Source organism: Nocardiopsis dassonvillei (genome assembly GCF_964273065.1).
GTDB classification, from domain to species: Bacteria; Actinomycetota; Actinomycetes; order Streptosporangiales; family Streptosporangiaceae; genus Nocardiopsis; species Nocardiopsis dassonvillei_B.
Map to the genome: position 1 here is coordinate 1,225,662 of NZ_OZ186815.1, position 18,480 is coordinate 1,244,141.

15 protein-coding genes are annotated in these 18,480 nt (G+C 73.7%); 4 read left to right on the forward strand and 11 right to left on the reverse strand.

All coding sequences use genetic code 11. The features are described 5' to 3' along the window. Positions 1 to 35: 35 nt before the first annotated feature. The 3 genes from tatA to ACSUPR_RS05595 all read right to left on the reverse strand — a co-directional run bounded on the left by tatA (position 36) and on the right by ACSUPR_RS05595 (position 2,717). A complete protein-coding gene (gene tatA, locus ACSUPR_RS05585) occupies positions 36 to 353 on the reverse strand; it encodes a Sec-independent protein translocase subunit TatA (protein WP_436889864.1) in 318 nt (105 codons plus the stop codon). Between the two features lie 66 nt (positions 354 to 419). Next, positions 420 to 599, reverse strand: coding sequence for a hypothetical protein (locus ACSUPR_RS05590; protein WP_436889866.1), 180 nt, complete (start codon positions 597 to 599; stop codon positions 420 to 422). Positions 600 to 701: 102 nt separating this feature from the next. Next, positions 702 to 2,717 (reverse strand): helix-turn-helix transcriptional regulator, encoded by a 2,016-nt coding sequence (locus ACSUPR_RS05595; protein WP_436889867.1) that lies wholly within the window; start codon positions 2,715 to 2,717, stop codon positions 702 to 704. Positions 2,718 to 2,812: 95 nt separating this feature from the next. On the opposite strand from ACSUPR_RS05595, the gene ACSUPR_RS05600 reads away from it, so the two are divergent. Then, complete coding sequence (locus ACSUPR_RS05600) at positions 2,813 to 3,889, forward strand: DUF3866 family protein (RefSeq protein WP_436889868.1); 1,077 nt, start codon at positions 2,813 to 2,815, stop codon at positions 3,887 to 3,889. A 43-nt stretch (positions 3,890 to 3,932) separates the two neighbouring features. Here the strand turns inward: ACSUPR_RS05600 and ACSUPR_RS05605 are convergent, their stop codons facing one another. The 6 genes from ACSUPR_RS05605 to ACSUPR_RS05630 all read right to left on the reverse strand — a co-directional run bounded on the left by ACSUPR_RS05605 (position 3,933) and on the right by ACSUPR_RS05630 (position 9,883). Continuing rightward, the gene (locus ACSUPR_RS05605) at positions 3,933 to 4,970 is read right to left on the reverse strand and encodes a methionyl-tRNA formyltransferase (protein ID WP_436891878.1); all 1,038 of its coding nucleotides are present in this window, start codon (positions 4,968 to 4,970) and stop codon (positions 3,933 to 3,935) included. Positions 4,971 to 5,130: 160 nt separating this feature from the next. Further along, the gene (locus ACSUPR_RS05610; RefSeq protein WP_436889869.1) at positions 5,131 to 6,237 is read right to left on the reverse strand and encodes an FKBP-type peptidyl-prolyl cis-trans isomerase; all 1,107 of its coding nucleotides are present in this window, start codon (positions 6,235 to 6,237) and stop codon (positions 5,131 to 5,133) included. A gap of 212 nt (positions 6,238 to 6,449) precedes the next feature. Beyond that, the gene (pafA, locus tag ACSUPR_RS05615; protein ID WP_436889870.1) at positions 6,450 to 7,808 is read right to left on the reverse strand and encodes a Pup--protein ligase; all 1,359 of its coding nucleotides are present in this window, start codon (positions 7,806 to 7,808) and stop codon (positions 6,450 to 6,452) included. A gap of 97 nt (positions 7,809 to 7,905) precedes the next feature. Next, complete coding sequence (prcA, locus tag ACSUPR_RS05620) at positions 7,906 to 8,640, reverse strand: proteasome subunit alpha (RefSeq protein ID WP_436889871.1); 735 nt, start codon at positions 8,638 to 8,640, stop codon at positions 7,906 to 7,908. Between the two features lie 46 nt (positions 8,641 to 8,686). Beyond that, entirely contained in the window at positions 8,687 to 9,532 is an 846-nt protein-coding gene (gene prcB, locus ACSUPR_RS05625; RefSeq protein ID WP_436889873.1) for a proteasome subunit beta, read from the reverse strand. 150 nt (positions 9,533 to 9,682) lie between these two features. Next, positions 9,683 to 9,883: a ubiquitin-like protein Pup gene (locus ACSUPR_RS05630; RefSeq protein ID WP_220562119.1), complete on the reverse strand. Its 201-nt coding sequence runs from the start codon at positions 9,881 to 9,883 to the stop codon at positions 9,683 to 9,685. Between the two features lie 584 nt (positions 9,884 to 10,467). Between ACSUPR_RS05630 and ACSUPR_RS05635 the strand changes: the two genes are divergently transcribed. Next, positions 10,468 to 11,607, forward strand: coding sequence for a S1 family peptidase (locus tag ACSUPR_RS05635; RefSeq protein WP_436889874.1), 1,140 nt, complete (start codon positions 10,468 to 10,470; stop codon positions 11,605 to 11,607). Between the two features lie 840 nt (positions 11,608 to 12,447). Next, positions 12,448 to 13,590 (forward strand): S1 family peptidase, encoded by a 1,143-nt coding sequence (locus ACSUPR_RS05640; protein ID WP_436889875.1) that lies wholly within the window; start codon positions 12,448 to 12,450, stop codon positions 13,588 to 13,590. A gap of 59 nt (positions 13,591 to 13,649) precedes the next feature. Here the strand turns inward: ACSUPR_RS05640 and ACSUPR_RS05645 are convergent, their stop codons facing one another. Continuing rightward, positions 13,650 to 15,260, reverse strand: coding sequence for an amidohydrolase (locus tag ACSUPR_RS05645; RefSeq protein ID WP_436889876.1), 1,611 nt, complete (start codon positions 15,258 to 15,260; stop codon positions 13,650 to 13,652). Between the two features lie 144 nt (positions 15,261 to 15,404). Then, positions 15,405 to 16,709 (reverse strand): MFS transporter, encoded by a 1,305-nt coding sequence (locus tag ACSUPR_RS05650; RefSeq protein WP_436889877.1) that lies wholly within the window; start codon positions 16,707 to 16,709, stop codon positions 15,405 to 15,407. Between the two features lie 169 nt (positions 16,710 to 16,878). Here ACSUPR_RS05650 and ACSUPR_RS05655 point away from each other — a divergent pair, with 169 nt between their 5' ends. Next, positions 16,879 to 18,435 carry a PucR family transcriptional regulator gene (locus ACSUPR_RS05655; RefSeq protein WP_436889878.1) on the forward strand — a complete coding sequence of 519 codons (1,557 nt, stop codon included), beginning with the start codon at positions 16,879 to 16,881 and terminating at the stop codon, positions 18,433 to 18,435. Positions 18,436 to 18,480: the final 45 nt, after the last annotated feature.

The window sequence follows — 18,480 nt, forward strand, 5'->3', positions numbered from 1 at the left end:
GCCACCGCGGCCCGGCGGGCCGTACGGGCCCGCCGCTACTGCTGGTTGTTGTAGGGCTGGGGCTCGCCGGCCTCGTTGACGATGCGCTGGCCGGGCGGCAGCTGCGGGTAGGAGGCCTGCGGCTGCTGCGGCTGGGGCGCGGGCTGCGGCTGCGCCGGGGCCTGCGGCTGCTGGTTCTGCGGCTGCGCCTGCTGGTTCTGCTCGTCCTCGGTCTCCACCAGGCCCTTGCTCTCGGCCTTGAGGATGCGCGCACTGCGGCCCAGGGAGCGGGCCAGGTCCGGGAGCTTCTTGGCCCCGAACAGCAGCAGTGCGATCACCAGGAGGATCAGGATCTCACGTGCCCCGATACCCATCCTTCTCACTTCCTTTCGCGGCGCGACCAGGCGCCTTCGATGGTACGCGCACCGGACACGGGGTGCTCACCCGTCCCCGCCACGGCGGAGGGGGAGCGCCGGCGCCCCCTCGGTCCGGTGCTCGCCCGACGCCCGCGCCACCTGTCGGGCCAGCGCGTCCGCAGCCCGGCGCACCCTCAGCGCGAGGGCACCGATGAGGACGACTCCCGCGAGAAACGCACCGAACAGGACAGTCAGGACGATCACGCTTGTACCTTATCCCCTCCGGTCCGGCCTACACCCGGACCCCGGGTGAACAACCGTGGCTCACTCAGGAGACGAATCGGTCTCGGCCGCTCCCCGGCGGGCTCACTCGGAGCGGTAGAGCTCCAGGGTGCGGCGCGCCTCCGCCCGCGCCTGCCCGGCCAGCGCCTCGGGGGCGGCGATCCGCCCGCGCGGGCCCAGCCGCAGGGCCAGCCGCACCACCCAGGCGGGCGCCGGGGTGCGCAGCACGGCCCGGACCCCTCCCCCGGGCAGCTCCGTCACCGACTCGCACACGTAGTCCTCGGTGACCCACCGGGCGGGGGACTCCAGGTCCAGGGTGACCAGCGCGTCCCGGTCGGAGAGCTGGAGCAGCCCCCCGGACAGGTCGCGGCGGCCCACCCCCTCGGGGACCTCCGCCGGGTAGGGCAGGACGGTGAGCTCCAGCACCCGGTCCAGCCGGAACAGGCGCACGTCCTCGCGCAGCCGGCAGTACCCCTCCAGGAAGGTGTGGCCGTCCTGGACGACCAGGCCCATGGGGTCCACCTCGCGCTCGGTGACCTGGTCCAGGTACCCCGACAGGTAGCGCAGGTGCAGGCGCTGGCCCGACTCCAGGGCCTGGGCGCAGCGCCGCCGGGTCTGCTCGACCTGCGCGTCGCCGGAGTCCTCCAGGCGCACCTGTACCGAGTCGGCCAGGGAGCCCAGGGCGGTGCCCGCGGCCGTGCGCAGCTTCTCCGAGACCCGCTTGAGGGCGCCCGTCTCCAGCCCCTCGGCCTCGGGCAGCGCCTCCAGCAGCGACAGGCCCACCACCAGGCTGGCTGCCTCGTCGGCGGTCAGCCGCAGCGGCTGGGCCAGCGTCTCGGCGTTGGCGATGATGATCTCGCCGGTCTCCTTGGCCGCGTCCAGGTCCACGTCGATGAGGTCGCCGGGGGTGTACCCGGGCAGGCCGCACATCCACAGCAGGCTCAGGTCGGCGACCACCTGCTTCTCGGTGAGGCCGAAGTGCGCGGCCACCTCCGGCACCCGCACGTCCCGGCCCAGGGCGTAGGGCACGAGCATGAGCAGGCGGCGCAGCTGGTCGGCGGAGCGGGGCCCGCGGGCCGGACCGCTGTCCTCCGCCACCGGGGCGGCCGGGGCCGGGTCCCGGGGGGACGGGGCGGCGTCCGCGATCGCCGACAGGTGCTCGACCACGGCGGCCCTGGCCTCGGCGGGTTCGACGATGACGGCGTTGGCGCCGTAGGAGGCGACGTGCTCGACCAGGTCGGGGACGTCGACGTAGGGGACGGTGAGGACGTCCCAGCCGCCGTCGGCGCCCTCGCGCTCACCCGGCACCGCGCGCAGCGCCCCGCGCCGCAGGGCGTGGGCGGTGTCGGGGCGCACCCGGACGGTGGCGGTCGCCTCCGGCTCGGCCCGGTGCCCGGCCGCCACCGACCGCAGGTCCACCCCCTCGGGGACGACCACGTCGGGACCGCCGCGCAGGACCTCCACCTCGCCGCGGATACGGCCCAGGCGGAACACCCGGCGGGCGTCGCGCCGCCGGTCGTGGCCCACCACGTACCAGTGCCCGCGCAGGTTGACGATGCCCCACGGCTCGATCTCGCGCCGCTCGGGCGCGGACTGGCCGGGCTTGCGGTAGTCGAAGGCGATGGGCCGCCGGTCGCGCACCGCCTGCCACACCGGCCCGAACGCGGGCTCGTCGGTGCGCATGGCCGGGGTCAGGCCCGGGGCGGCCTCGGTGTCCACCGGCACACCGGCCGAGCGCAGTTTGAACAGGGCGTTGGCCGCGGCCTCGCCCAGGGAGGCGTGCCGCCAGGCCCGGGCGGCCAGGCCGAGGACCACGGCCTCGTCGGGCAGGAGCTCGATCTCGGGCAGCTCGTAGTCGGCCCGGGAGATCCGGTACCCCTCCTCGCCGCTGATCGCGTCACCGGTGCCCACCTGGATGGGGATGCCGCTGTCGCGCAGCTCCCGCTTGTCCCGCTCGAACATGCGCTTGAACGCCTGCTCGCTCTCGGCCTCGGCGTATCCGTACACCGTGCGCCGGATCTCCTGGGCCGTCAGGTGGCGGCGCGTGGACAACAGGCAGATGACCAGGTTCAACTGCCGTTCCGTCTTCCTGCGCGACATCGCCTGCACCCTCTTCTCGCCCGCTGGTGGAATGCTCCCGGCGGCGGGGCGCGTCGTCCCCGTACCGGTCTGGCAACGACGGTACCGTGCCTGGCATGATCCGGTGGCGCCGTGGTGAAGTCCGTGAACTCCTCCCCTCCTGGCCCGGGGTGCGCGTGTGCCTGGCCGCCGTCCCCGACGGCGCGGGCGGGGAGGCGTCCTGCCGGGCGGTCGCCTACACCGGCCTGGTCGGCGACCCCCGCCCCGGGGACGCGGTACTGCTCAACACCGGGGCCCTGGACCTCGGGTTGGGCACGGGCGGGTACGCGATGGTGGTGGCGCTGCCCGACCGGCTGCCGCCCGACCGGGAGGGGCCCGGGCACCTCGTCAAGGCGCGGTACACACCGCTGCAGGCCGTGGTCGAGGGCGCCGACGAGCAGGACTCGCCGCACCACTCGACACTGCGCGACGCGGCCGGGGTGGGGGGCATGCCGGTGGTGGTCGCCGACCTGCACTCGTCCCTGCCCGCGGTGCTGGCCGGGATCCTGCACGAGCGGCCCGGGGCGCGGGTCGTCAACGTCATGACCGACGGCGGGGCGCTGCCCGCCGCGTTCTCCCGCACCCTGGGGGTGCTGCGGGAGGAGGGGCTGCTGGCGGGGTGCGTGACCACCGGCCAGGCGTTCGGCGGCGACCTGGAGGCGGTGACGGTCCACTCGGGGCTGCTGGCCGCCCGGCACGTGCTGGGCGCCGACGTCGCGGTGGTCTGCCAGGGGCCGGGCAACCTGGGCACGGGGACGCCGTGGGGGTTCTCCGGGGTGTCCTGCGGCGAGGCGGTCAACGCGGCGGCCGTGCTGGGCGGGCGCCCGGTGGCGGCGCTGCGGGTCAGCGAGGCCGACCCCCGCCCCCGGCACCGGGGGGTGTCCCACCACAGCCTGACGGCCTACGGGCGGGTGGCGCTGGCCCGCGCCGACGTGGTGGTCCCGCTGCTGCCGGGCGTGTTCGGGGAGCGGGTGCGCGCCCAGGCCGCGCCGCTGGGCGACCGGCACACGCTGGTGGAGGTCGGTGTGGAGGGTTTGGAGGAGGCGCTGCTGGCGCTGCCGGTGAAGCCGTCCACCATGGGCCGGGGGCTGGAGGAGGACCGGGCGGCGTTCCTGAGCGCGGCGGCCGCGGGCCGCCACGCCGCCCGCGGCTGACGCCTCCGGCACAGGTCCCTCCCGGTGCGGTCCGGCCCCGCCCTCAGCGGACGGGCTCCGACCCCAGCCCCTCCTTCAACAGGCGTTCGGAGCCGGGGACCGGGCCGGGCGCCGGGACCGGGCGGGCCGGGCTGAGGGCGTGCGGCGAGGGCTCGTCGAAGAACGCCCCGGCCCGGAACATGGCCAGGGACGCCGGGTCGGCGCGCACCCCCTCGTCCACCCGGATCACCTCCGGCACGAACACCTCCCCGTCCCCGCAGGCCACCCCCCAGGCGCGGCCCGTCCCCACCGCGACCACCTCGCCCGGGGCACCGCCCCGGACCCTCCCGTCCAGCGCTCCCCCGCACAGGGTGATGCGGCTGCCGCCGAACATCGCGAAGGCGCCCGGGTAGGGGTGGGCCAGGGCCCGCACCAGGCGGTCCACGTCGCGGCCGGAGGCGGTGAAGTCGATGCGCCCGTCGCTGGGGCGGCGGCGCGGCCACACCGACGCGTGCCCGCGCTGGGGCCGCCGGGGCGCGGTGCCCGCCAGCAGTTCGTCGATGCGGGCCGTCAGCAGCTCGGCCTGGCGGCGGGCCACCCGGTCGTACAGGCCGGTGGCGGTGATGTCGGGTTCGACGTCGAACCAGGCCTGGTCGACGATGTCACCGGTGCCGTCGCCGCCGTCCAGGTGCAGCAGGGTGACGGCGCTGGCGCGCATGTCGCGCAGGATCGTCCACGGGATGGGGGCCCGGCCCCGGCCGACCGGCAGCGGCGCCGGGTACAGGCCGAACCCGCCCTGCGGGAGCGCCGACAGCAGGGAGCCGGGGACCGGGCCGGACCACCCGGCGACGACCAGCAGGGTGGCACCGTGGGTCAGGAGGGCGTCGCGGACCTCGTCGGAGCCCAGGTCGGCGGCGCGCAGGTGCGGCAGGCCGTGGCGGCGGGTGACGGCCTCGTAGTCGACGTAGCCGGAGCGGTGGGCGAGCTCGGCCGGGTAGGAGACGACCAGTGACGGCGGGCGCCCCCGGGCGCACAGTTCCTCCAGGGCGGGGACCCCCAGGCCCAGCCCCGACACGTAGCAGTAGCGCCGCCGGTCCACCACGGCATCCCCCTCCGCTCGGCCCAACCTCGGCACGACTCTACGCAGCGCGGCGGCGGGGCGGCCGGAAGCGGCCGCCGCTCTGCGTGTCCGCCCACGCGAAGGGGGCGCCCCCGCGGTGTCCCGCGGGGGCGCCCCCTGTACGGGGACCGGGGCCCGGTGGCTACTCGGTCGGCTCCTCCGAGGCCTCCGCGTCCTCGGGGGCCTCCTCGCCGCCGTCCTCTGCGCCCTCGGAGGCCTCCTCCTCGGCCGGCGGCGGGTTGTCGAACGCGCCCAGGAGGTCCACCACGAAGACCAGGGTGCCCGCCGGGGCGCCCATCGCCTCCTCCTCGGTCTCGCCGTAGGCCATGTCGCCGGGAACGACCAGGAGCAGGCGGCTGCCGACCTTCTGGCCGACCATGCCCTCGTCCCAGCCCTGGATCACCGAGCCGGCACCGATGGTGGTGTCGAAGGGGGCGCCGCCGCGGCTCCAGGTGGAGTCGAAGGAGGGGTGCTCGCCGTCCTCGTCGGCCTCCCAGCGCACACCGGTGTACTGGACGATGACCTGCTGGCCCGACTCGACCTCGTCGCCCGTGCCCTCGATGAGCGGGACGACCTCCAGCTCCTCGGGGGCGTCGCCCTCGGGGATCTCGATCGTGGGCTCGCTGTGGCCCTCCTGGACCACGGTCGGCAGGCCGTCGCCGCCGTCGGTGGTCTGCTCGCCCGGCACCACCGAGCCCATGCCGAAGCGGTCCACGATGTCGACGATGAGGACGCTGGCGCCCACCTGGGGCGCCTGGCCCATGGCCTCGGCCTGGGCCTGCTCCTCCTCGGTCAGCGGCGGGAAGACGTACACCGCGCGGCTGCCCACGGCCTGGTTGACCAGGACCGAGCTGATCTGCTCGGGCATCTGGTCCATGCGGATGAGGTCGGGGGCACCGGTCTCGTAGCTGGACTGGCCCTCGACCGGCTCGCCCTCGCCGGGCCCGGTCCACTGGAACTGGGTGACGTTGGCGACGACGAGGTCGTCGGCGCGGACCAGCTCCTCCTCGCTCGGACCCTGGTCCACGACACCGGACAGCTCCTCCTCGGGAGGCTCGATGTCGGGGAAGTCGACCCGGGGCTCCTCGCCGACGTCTCCGGTGACGGTGGGCAGCCGCGAGTCGAGCTGGTCGCCGTTCATCCGCATGAAGGCGGGCGTGCGCCACTCCTCGGGGATGTTTCCGCAGCTTGAGACCGTCAAAGCGATGACGGTCAGGGGCACCGCGAGGGCGGCGGCACGTCGGTGCATGGGTCACTACCTCTGTTTTCCGGCTCGGGACAGGGTCACACTACCGAAAAGCGCGACCGCCACCACCTCCCCCAGAGGCGGAACATCGGTAACAAAAGGTCACCCGTCCCCGATCCGGAACCCTCACAGGGCGTTCCGGGTGGGGACCGCAGGGCGACGCGGCGGGGCCCCGGAGGCGGTTCTCCGCCTCCGGGGCCCCGCGGGACGGCCGGTCACATCCCGGCGATGAGCTTCTCCACCCGCTCGTCCACCGACTTGAAGGGGTCCTTGCACAGCACGGTGCGCTGCGCCTGGTCGTTGAGCTTGAGGTGCACCCAGTCGACGGTGAAGTCGCGGCGCTGCTCCTGGGCGCGGCGGATGAACTCGCCGCGCAGCCGGGCCCGCGTGGTCTGCGGGGGGACCGACTTGGCCTCGAAGATCTTCAGGTCGCCGACCACGCGCTCCATCTGGCCGCGGTTCTGCATCAGGTAGAACAGGCCGCGGTCGCGGTGGATGTCGTGGTAGGTGAGGTCGAGCTGGGCGATCCGGGGCGAGGACAGGGACAGGTCGTGCTTGGCGCGGTAGCGCTCCAGCAGCATGTACTTGGCGACCCAGTCGATCTCCCGGGACACCGACTCCAGGTTCTGCGACTCCACCGCCTCCAGGGTGCGCTGCCACAGCTCCAGGACCCGCTTGCCGGTGGCGTCGGTGCCGTGCCGGTCGACGTAGCTCTGCACCTTCTCCAGGTACTCGCGCTGGATCTCCAGCGCGCCCGCCTCGCGCCCGTTGGCCAGGCGCACCTTGCGGCGGCCGGTCATGTCGTGGCTGACCTCCCGGATCGCCCGGATGGGGTTCTCCAGGGTGTAGTCGCGCATGACCACGCCCGCCTCGATCATCCGCAGCACCAGGTCGGTGGAGCCCAGCTTGAGCAGGGTGGTGGTCTCGCTCATGTTGGAGTCGCCGACGATGACGTGCAGGCGGCGGAAGCGCTCGGCGTCCGCGTGCGGCTCGTCGCGGGTGTTGATGATCGGCCGGGAGCGGGTGGTGGCGGAGGAGACGCCCTCCCAGATGTGCTCGGCCCGCTGGCTGACGCAGTACAGGGCGCCGCGGGGGGTCTGCAGGACCTTGCCGGCCCCGCAGATGATCTGCCGGGTGACCAGGAAGGGGATGAGCACGTCCGCCAGGCGCCCGAACTCCCCGTGCCGCCCCACGAGGTAGTTCTCGTGGCAGCCGTAGGAGTTGCCCGCGGAGTCGGTGTTGTTCTTGAACAGGTAGATGTCCCCGGCGATGCCCTCCTCGTGCAGGCGCTGCTCGGCGTCGACCTGCAGCCCCTCCAGGATGCGCTCGCCGGCCTTGTCGTGCGCCACCAGGTCCACGAGGCTGTCGCACTCGGGGGTGGCGTACTCGGGGTGGCTGCCCACGTCCAGGTAGAGGCGGGCGCCGTTGCGCAGGAACACGTTGCTGCTGCGCCCCCAGGAGACCACCCTCCGGAAGAGGTAGCGGGCGACCTCGTCCGGGGACAGCCGGCGCTGCCCCCGGAAGGTGCACGTGACCCCGTACTCGTTCTCCAGCCCGAAGATCCGTCGTTCCACGCGGCCTCACCAACTTCCCGTCACCGTCGGCCCGGGACGACGGGGCCGCGTCGTCCGCCGGCCGGTGCGGCGCCTCGGCGGCGCCGCACCGCTTCTGCTATGCGTCGTCCTCGGTGGTGGTCCCGGCGGCGGCACCGCCGCGCCCCTCCTCCAGGAGGGAGACCAGGCGCCTGCCCTGGATGCGGCGGAACTTGCGGTGCTCCCTGGACCGCTCCAGGACGGCGACCTCCAGGTTGGCCGCCTCCAGCTCGCGCTCCTCGCCGTTCTCCCTGGCCAGCGCGTGGGTGGCGGCGTTGATCGCGGCGGCGAGGGAGGCGTCGGCGGCGAAGCGGTCCTTGAGGGTCTGGGAGACCTGCTCGGAGGAGCCGCCCACGGCGACGAACCCCTGCTCGTCGACGATGGAGCCGTCGAAGGTGATGCGGTAGATCTCGTCCCCGTCGACGGTGTCGCCGACCTCGGCGACGACGATCTCCACCTCCCAGGGCTTGAGGCTCTCGCTGAACACGGTGCCCAGGGTCTGGGCGTAGATGTTGGCGAGCTGGCGGCCGCTGACGTCGCGGCGGTCGTACTGGTACCCGCGCACGTCCGCGAAGCGCACGCCCATCAGGCGCAGGTTCTCGAACTCGGGGTAGCGGCCGACCGCGGCGAAGGCGATGCGGTCGTACAGCTCGCTGATCTTGTGGAGGGTGCGGGAGACGTTGTCCGCAACCAGCAGGATCCCGCCCTCGTACTGCAGGACGACGGCGCTGCGGCCGCGCGCGATGCCCTTGCGCGCGTAGTCCGCCTTGTCCTTCATCTGCTGTTCGGGGGCGACGTAGAACGGCATCGACACCGCGGATCGTTTCCTTACCTAGAAGAGGTCAATGGGGCGGGATGGCTCAGCTGAGAGGGGCGGTGGGGCCGTCCGGACGGGCGGCGCGCCCCTGGACCACCTCGGTCGCCAGGCGGGCGACCTCGTCGGTGGTCAGGCGGCGGTGGCCGTCCTCGGTGATGACGTCGACCAGGGGGAAGATCTTGCGGTGCAGGTCGGGGCCGCCGGTGGCGGAGTCGTCGTCGGCCGCGTCGTAGAGGGCCTCCAGGGCGACCTTGACGGCCTCGGTCTCGCTCAGGTCGTCGCGGTAGAGCTTCTTGACGGAGCCCCTGGCGAAGACCGAGCCGGAGCCGACGGAGTAGTAGCGCTGCTCCTCGTAGCGGCCGCCGGTCGCGTCGTAGCTGAAGACGCGGCCCCGGTCCTCGTTCTCGTCGTAGCCGACGAAGAGGGGGACGACCACGAAGCCCTGGAGGGCCATGCCGAGGTTGCCGCGGACCATCTGGGAGAGCTTGTTGGCCTTACCTTCGAGGGAGAGCGAGCGGCCCTCCATCTTTTCGTAGTGCTCCAGTTCCACCTGGTAGAGACGGGCCAGTTCGATACCGATCCCGGCGGAGCCGGCAATGGCCACCGCGGAGAATTCGTCCGTTCGGAAGAGTTTTTCCATGTCGCGGTTGGCGATCACGTTGCCCTGGGTGGCGCGCCGGTCGCCCGCGATCAGCACACCCCCCGGGAAGGTCAGCGCGACGATCGTCGTCGCGTCGGGGGTGAGGTGCTCGGCCGCGCCCCCGTGCGCCGGCAGTCCGTGGCCGGGCAGCAGTTCGGGCCTGACCTCACGGAGAAACTCGGTGAAGGACGAGGTCCCCGCACTCATGAAAGCGGCGGGCAACCCCTTGCCCTCGAACCCTTCGAACACGCGACTCCCTCCACTCGCGCCCCGCCCCGACGCGGGCGGGACGCCTCGTCTGTCTTTTCGGAATGACCCTAGCCGGATCCGCGGCGGTGCCGACGGCACCGCCGGTGCGCTGTCAGCGAACCGCCGCGGGGTCGGGGCGGCGGACCCGCCCTACTGGCCACCCTTCTGCACGAACTGCCGGACGAAGTCCTCGGCGTTGCTCTCCAGCACGTCGTCGATCTCGTCGAGGATGTCGTCGACGTCCTCGTCCAGCTGGTCCTTGCGCTCCTGAACGTCGGCGGAGGCCTCGACCTCCTCGACCTCTTCGTCGCGGCGCGACGCGTGTTTCTGGCCGCCGGTGTCCTTCGCCATACCTGCTACCTCCCGTTCGGGGCTCTCGCCCTTATCTTGGCCCAACACCGGGCACCTCAACCCACTTCCCGTGGCCCGATACCGGCCGGTTACCTCGGCCGGCGGGCCGCCCGGACGGGCGGGAGCGCCGCGACCGGGTCCCGCGGAGGCCGGCCCGCCCCCGGGCGGAGGAGGTCCCGCGCGCCCCCGCTCCCGGGCGTGTCGTCGGGCGGCGGGGAAGCGCCGCGGAAGTTACCGACCGGTCACAGCCCTGACCTCGCCCGTTGCGTTCACGTGTTCGAATGGTCACTGTCGGCACCCGATCCCGGTGGCCGCATCCGGCCACGGAACCCCCCTTGACATCCGGACCGTCCGCGATCCGCCGCGTGCGAGCCGCCCGAAAAACACAGCTCACCGAACCCGTCACTTTCCGTAGCGGCTTTCCATTCATCCGCTGTCCCCATGACCGGATTTCCGGATTTCCCCACCGGGGTTCCCCTCCTCCGCGCGAACACCTAGGGTGTGGACTCGTTTACCGAACGTCTCAAAGCATGACTTTCGGTAGACATCACCCCCATCCACAACAAAAGGAGAGTTCAGGGTCCATGAGACCTTTCCCCGCCATCTCCGCGATAGGGACCGGCGCCCTGGCCCTCGGGCTGGTGTTCGCGCCCGGCGCGAGCGCCGCGCCCGTCCCGGCCTCACCGGAACCCCAGGGTGAGGAGACCATGCTGGACGCCCTCGCCAGGGACCTCGGCCTCACCCCGCTCGGGGCCGAGACCCTGCTGGAGGCCCAAGAAGAGGCGTTGGAGACCGACGCCGCCGCGGCCCGGGCCGCGGGAGACGCCTACGGCGGCTCCCTGTTCGACACCCGGACGCACGACCTGACGGTCCTGGTCACCGACGCCGACGCCGCCTCCGCGGTCGAGGCGGCCGGGGCCCGGGCCGAGGTGGTCGAGCACGGTGCCGAGGGCCTGGCCGAGATCGTCGAGGCCCTCGACGCCGAGGGCGCCCCCGAGGGCGTCACCGGCTGGTATCCGGACATCGCCGGCGACACGGTCGTCGTCGAGGTCCTGGAGGGCGCCGACGCCGCCGGGCTCCTGGAGTCCGCCGGTGTCGACCCGGCCTCGGTCGAGGTCGTCACCACCGACGAGGCGCCCGAGCCCTACGCCGACATCGTCGGCGGGGTCGCCTACCACATGGGCGGCGGCCGCTGCTCCATCGGCTTCCCGGCCACGGACTCCTCGGGCAACCCGGGCTTCGTCACCGCGGGCCACTGCGGCACCGTGGGCACGTCGGCGCAGAGCTCCGACGGCAGCGGGTCCGGCGTCTTCGACCGCTCGGTGTTCCCGGGCAGTGACTCCGCCTTCGTGCGGGCCACCTCGGGATGGAGCCTGACCAGCCTGGTCAGCCGCTACGACGGCACGCACCAGACCGTCTCCGGCTCCTCCCAGGCGCCGATCGGTTCGGCGGTGTGCCGCTCCGGCTCCACCACCGGCTGGCACTGCGGGACCATCCAGGCCCGCGGCCAGACGGTGAGCTACCCGCAGGGCACCGTGCAGAACCTGACCCGCACCGACGTGTGCGCCGAGCCCGGCGACTCCGGCGGCTCGTTCATCTCCGGCTCCCAGGCGCAGGGCGTCACCTCCGGTGGCTCCGGCAACTGCTCCTCGGGCGGGACGACCTACTACCAGGAGGTCACCCCGATGCTGAGCTCGTGGGGCCTGAGCCTCTCGACCGGCTGACCCGGAGGTCACCGACAGGACGCCCCCGTCCCCCGGCGGGGGCGTCCCCCTTTTCCGGGGGCGTTCGTCCCGCCGACGCATCCGGTCTCCGGTACCCGGGCCCTGCCCGGGCCTCCCCGGACGGCTCTCCGCCCAGCCCCGGGGTTTCGGACAGCCCGTCGCGTCCGGAAACCGGGTGGAGCGCACCGTGCCCCCGGCGGCCCGCACCATCCGGGACGAAATGCACCGCGGTCGGCCCGGCGTCCGATCCGCCGCCGATACGGGAATCCATCCCCGTCGCCGGTCGAGACGCTTTACCGGCGGGTCGGGACTCCTACAGAAAAGCAGGGCGGCCGTCCGTTATCGGGCGGCCGCCCTGTTCTTTTCCGTGGCCGATCGTCTTGGGAGCGTTCCCGGCCCACGGACGGGACCCCGTCGCGGGAGGGCCCCGGTCCCGCGGAAGGAGGCGCCGCCACCTCGCTTGTTACCGGCGTGTAGCCGACCGGTCACGACAGGGACCGCGTTCCGTGGCCGCATCCGGCCACGTTACCCCCCTTGAAATCCGCGCCTTTACTCGAAGTGTGACCGGGCGACTCCGGAGAAATACAAGGTCGTTCAACATTCGACTACCAACAGCCACGGCGGTACCGGGTTTCATCGGATCATCCGCTGCCGCCTTGGGCGCTTTCCCCGGAAAGCAGGTCTTTCGCTCGCCAAAATGCCCACTTATGGTTTGGAATCGTTTACTGAACGTCTCGGTGAACTTCGCCGGACGGAGCAATCCCGTCCGACGAAAGGGACATCCGCTCCCACCGGAACGGAATCCCATTCCCCCGTCAATCCCCCTGGAGAGTAGGGATCATGCGACCCTCCCCCGTCATCTCCGCCGTTGGAACGGGAGCACTGGCCTTCGGCCTCGTGCTCGCCATGTCCCCCGGCGCCTACGCGGCCACCGCACCGCAGGCCCCCGTCGCCGACGACAACAGCGCCACCATGCTGGAGGCACTGGCCCGCGACCTCGACCTCACCAAGGCCGAGGCCACCGGCCTTCTCGACGCGCAGGAAGCCGCCATGGAGGTGGACGCCGAGGCCGCCGAGGCCGCAGGCGACGCCTACGGCGGTTCCCTGTTCGACATCGAGACCCAGGAGCTCACCGTCCTGGTCACCGACGCCGCCGCCGTCTCCGCGGTCGAGGCCGCCGGCGCCGAGGCCGAGGTCGTCGAGTACGGCACCGAGGGCCTGGCCGAGGTCGTCGAGGCCCTCGACGCCGCCGACGCCCCCGACGGTGTCCTGGGCTGGTACCCGGACGTCGCCGGCGACACCGTCGTCCTGGAGGTCCTGGAGGGCGCCGACGTCGCGGCCCTGCTGGCCGACGCCGACGTCGACGCCTCCGCCGTCGAGGTCGTCACCACCGACGAGACCCCGCAGCTGTACGCGGACATCATCGGCGGCCTGGCCTACACCATGGGCGGCCGCTGCTCGGTGGGCTTCGCCGCCACCAACAGCGCCGGCCAGCCCGGGTTCGTGACCGCGGGCCACTGCGGCACGGTGGGCACCTCCGTGACCATCGGCAACGGCCGCGGCGTGTTCGAGCGCTCGGTCTTCCCCGGCAACGACGCCGCGTTCGTCCGGGGCACCTCGAACTTCACCCTCACCAACCTGGTGTCCCGCTACAACACCGGCGGCTACCAGTCGGTGACCGGCACCACCCAGGCCCCCATCGGCTCGGCGATCTGCCGCTCCGGCTCCACCACCGGCTGGCGCTGCGGCAGCATCCAGGCCCGCAACCAGACGGTCCGCTACCCGCAGGGCACCGTCAACGCGCTCACCCGCACCAACGTGTGCGCCGAGCCCGGCGACTCCGGCGGCTCGTTCATCTCCGGCTCCCAGGCGCAGGGCGTCACCTCCGGTGGCTCCGGCAACTGCTCCTCCGGTGGCACGACCTACTACCAGGAGGTCCTGCCGATGGTGAACTCGTGGGGCGTGCGGATCCGCACCAGCTAACACCCCCTCACACAGGTGTCCCCGCCCGCGCCCGCCGCGCGGGCGGGGACACCCCCGTTTCAGGCCCGGTGGACGACCTCTCCGTCCAGGACGGTCAGCCAGGCGTCGACGGAGCGCAGCCCGTCCGGGTCCAGCCCCTCGACGTCGCGGTCCAGGACCACCACGTCGGCCAGGTACCCCGGCTTGAGGGCACCGAGCCGGTCCTCCACCCCCAGCGCGTGGGCGGCGTCCAGGGTGTGCGCCCGCAGCGCCTCGTGCAGGGTGACCGCCTGGTCGACGCCGATCCCGTCCCCCTCGCGGGTCGTGCGGCCCACCGCGTTGGCGATGGTGTCCATCGGGCGCAGGCTGGAGACGAACGCGTCGCTGGACAGCGCCGGGCGCAGCCCCAGGTCGATCTCCTCCCGCATCGGCTGGAGCCGGTGGGCCCGGTCGCCCAGACGGCGCAGGAAGTCTCGCCCGCTGTCGTAGAGGAAGTTGGGCTGGTTGACCGGGATGACCCCGTACTCGGTGAACCGCTTGGCCTGCTCCACCGTCGGGTACCCGCAGTGCTCCACCCGCGGCCGCGGATCGGGCCCCGACACCTTCGCCGCCGAGGCGATCGCGGCCAGGGTGTGCTCCATGGCGGCGTCGCCCTGGGTGTGGATCGCCACCTGCCAGCCCTCGCGGGCGGCCCGGGTGACCAGGTCCACCAGCTGGTCGGGGTGGTGGTACAGGCTCCCGGCGAACTGGCCGTGCTCCCCGTAGGGGACGGTGAACTTGGCGGTGCCGCCCAGCAGGGTGCCGTCGGAGTAGAACTTCATGCCGGTCAGGCGCAGCCAGTCGTCCCCGAAGGGGGAGGCCAGACCCGCCCGGGTGAGGGCGTCCAGCTGGTGGGACAGCGGCATGCCGAAGGTGCGCAGCGGCAGTGTCCCCGCGGCCCGGGCCGCCCGGTACACGCGCAGTTCCCGCGCCGACACCTGCGGGTCGCACACGGTGGTCACCCCGGCGGACAGGTAGGGGCGGGCGGCGTCGGCCAGCCAGCCCAGCAGGTGCTCGGCGGGCAGGTCGGTGTGGAAGTTGGGCCCGTGGCAGCCGATGTCCACGGCCAGCGGCAGCAGCAGCTCCATGGCGGCGTCGGTGACCATGCCGGTGAGCCGCCCGCCCTCGTCGCGCACGAACGAGCCGCCCGCCGGGTCGGGCACGTCCTCGCCGATGCCGCTCCAGGCCAGCGCCGCGGAGTTGACGACGGCCTGGTGCCCGGACACGTGGTAGACGATGACGGGGTGCTCGGTGGTGGCCGTGTCCAGGTCGCGGCGGGTGGGGCGCCCCTCCGGGTACTTGGCGTCGTCCATGGAGAAGGCGCGGATCCACTGTCCCGCCGGGGTGCGGGCGGCCTCGGCGGCGATGGCCTCCACCAGGTCGGCGGCGCTTCCCACCCCGGGGTAGCGGGCGTCGACGGCGGCCAGGGACTCGGCCGTGGACAGCAGGTGGTTGTGCGGGTCGATGAACCCGGGCAGGACGGTGCGCCCGCCCGCGTCGACCTCGGTGGCGCCGGGCCCGGCGGCGGCACGCGCCTGCTCGGCCGTGCCCGCCAGGAGCACGCGCCCGTCGCGCACGGCCAGGGCCCGGGCACGGGGGCGGGAGTCGTCCATGGTGAGGACGGCGGCGTTGTGGATGAGCAGGCCGGGCACGGCTTCCTCCTGGTTCGGTACGGGTGGGGCCCCGGGACGGTCCGGTGGACGGCCGGTCCGCCCCGGGGGGACTGAAAGCGGGTTCGGGTCGCGCGGGGTCCGGTGGTACCGGCGACCCGCCGCGGCGGGCTCCGGGGCCGCCGGTCAGGCCGGGGCGGAGTCGAGCAGGTCGGCGTCGCGGTACCGGGGCGCGTTGGCCAGGCAGACGATGCTGACCAGGGCCATCGCCATGAGCAGGCCCGCCACCGGGAGGATGCTGCCGGTCGCCGCGTACAGCGCGGTGCTGACCAGCGGCGAGAGCCCGCCGAAGATCGCACCGGCGACCTGGTAGGCGATGGAGATGCTGGTGTAGCGGGCCCGCGGCGGGTACATCTGGGCGAGCACCCGGGCGATCGGCCCGTAGACCGCGGCCATGGCCAGGCGCATCACGCACAGCGCCAGGAAGATCAGGCCGACGCTGCCGGTGTCCAGGACCAGGAACTGCGGGACCGCCATGACGATGACGCCGACCAGGCCGATGGTGACCACGCGGACGGTGCCGTAGCGGTCGCCCAGCCAGGACACCGCCAGGGTGGCGACGAGTTCCACGAACGCGGCCAGGCTCAGGCCGTTGAGGATGACCTGCTCGCTGATGCCCGCCTCGGTGACCCCGTACCCCTGGAGGAACGTGGTGACGATGTAGTAGCCGCCGACCGCGACCGGCAGGATGCCGATGCCCAGCAGCAGCGGCCGCCAGGAGGTGCGCAGCGCTTCGCGGACCGGCAGCTCGGCGGGCTCGTCCCGCCCCTGCACCGCCTCGAAGACCGGGGACTCCTCGACCTTGAGGCGGATGAGCAGGCCGACCAGGACCAGCAGCACCGACGCCAGGAACGGCAGGCGCCAGCCCCAGTCGTGCAGTACCGCGGAGTCCCAGGCGGCGATGAGGCCGAAGGAGCCGGTGGCCAGCAGTGCGCCCGCCGGGTTGCCGAGCTGGGCGAAGGACCCGTAGAAGGTCTTGCGCTCCTCCGGCGCGTGCTCGACCGCCATGAGGACGGCGCCGCCCCACTCGCCGCCCACGGCGATGCCCTGCACGAAGCGCAGCACCACCAGGAGCAGCGGGGCGACGAAGCCGACCTGCTCGTAGGTGGGCAGCAGGCCGACGCAGAAGGTGGCCACGCCCATCATGAGCAGGGTGACGACCAGCGCCGACTTGCGGCCGAGCCGGTCGCCGTAGTGGCCGAACACCAGGCCGCCCAGCGGGCGGGCGAAGAAGCCGACGGAGAAGGTCGCGAAGGAGGCCATGAGGCCCACGACCGGGTCCGTCCCGGCGGGGAAGAACTGGGTGCCGAACACCAGGGCCGCGGCCGTGGCGTAGACGTAGAAGTCGAACCACTCGATGGTGGTGCCGACGAAGGCCGCCACGGCCGCACGCGCGGGGTGCGAGGACGTGGGGGCGGTCCGCTCTGACATGGGAACTCCGGTTGCGCGTGACGTGGTCGTCGGGTGCTGCTCGGGTGTTGTTGTGACCGTAGACACTCCCCCGCCATCCGCGCCGGGATGATCCGCACAGGGCGTACCGTGACAAAAGTGCGGGATGCACGGTCAACGGTGTCCCGCGGCGCACGGACCTGGAGGAGCAGTGAGCATCACCGTCCGCGACATCACCGCGGCACCGCACCTGGAGGTGAACGCCGCGGCCGGGTCGCCGGGCCTGGACCGGGTGGTGCGCTGGGCGCACGTCACCGAGCTGCCCGACCCGGTGCGCTGGCTGCGCGGGGGCGAGCTGGTGCTCACCGTCGGCCTGGGCCTGGGGACCGGCGAGCGGGAGCGGCGCGCCTACGTGCGCCGGCTGCACGGGGCGGGGTGCGCCGGGCTGGCCTTCGCCATCGACGTGTGGCTGGGCGGGGAGATCCCGCCCGAGGTCCTGGACGAGGGCGACCGGCTCGGCTTCCCGGTGCTGCGGGTGGAGGGGGAGACGTCGTTCATCGCCGTGGTGGAGGCCGTCGCCGACCACTACGCCGCCGAACGCAACCGGGAGCAGGGGCGGGTACTGGCCGCCCAGGACGCGATGGCGCGGGCGGCACTGCGCTCGGGCCCCGCCGGGGTGATGCGCGAGCTGGTGTCGGCGACGTCCGGAGAGTGCCTGCTCCTGGACCGCAACGGCATGACCAGCCGGGCCGTCCCGGACGCCGAACCCGCCTGGCACGCACCGGTGCGCGCCGCGGTGGCCGGGCCCGCGCACACCCCCGGCATGCGGGTCCTGGCCGGGGACGGCACGGCCGACGGGGACGGCGGGGACGGGGCGGTCCTGCTCCAGACGCTGGGCACCACCGGCCGCACCCTGGGGTGGCTGGCGCTGCGCTGCGCCGACCCCTCGGCGAGCGTGCGGGTGCTCGCCAACCATGCGGCCTCGCTGCTGGCGGTGGACCTGCTGCACTCGCGCGAAGCCCGGCGGGCTGTCTTCCGCGAGCGGGCCCCGCTGCTGCGGGCGACCGCGCTCGGCGGTGCGCCGGGGGTGGCGCCGACGCTGCCGCCCCCGCCCTGGGAGGTGGTCTGCTACCGGCTCGGCGGCGGGCCCGGGCCCGGCCCGGGCGGCGCGGAGGCGCTGGAGGCGGCGGCCGACGCCCTGGTGGACGTGTTCGGGGACACCGGTGCCGGAGAGAGCGCGGGCCTGTGCGTCCTGGAGGGGGTGCTGGTGGCGGTCCTGCCCGACACGGGGCGGCCGCACGCCGGGGAGCGGCTGCTCGCCCTGCTCCCGGGGGTGCCCGCGGCGGGGGCGTGCCGGGCCCGCGGGCCGGGCGACCTGGCCTCGGCGGTGTCCCGGGCGCGCGGGGCGGTCCCGCCGCAGGGGTACCGGCACGCGGACGAGGCGGACGCCTGGGCGCTGCTGCGCGCGGCGGTCCCCGAGAGCGGGTCGCGGGCGTTCACCGGGGCCGTGCTGGGGCCGCTGCTGGAGCACGACGCGCGCAACGGCACGGACCTCGCGCACACCCTGCGGCACTACCTGGACCGCGGCGGGCAGGTGGAGGGGGCGGCCCGGGACCTGGGGGTGCACCGCAACACGCTGCGGGCGCGGCTGCGCACCGCCGAGCGGGTGCTGGGACGCCCGCTGTCCGATCCGCGCGCCCGGCTGGAGCTGTGGACGGCGCTGAGCCTGCACCCGCTGCGCTGCACCGACGGCACCTGGCACGACTGAGCCGACGGCCGTCGGGGCCGCGGGGGACGGCGGGTCGAAGGGCGC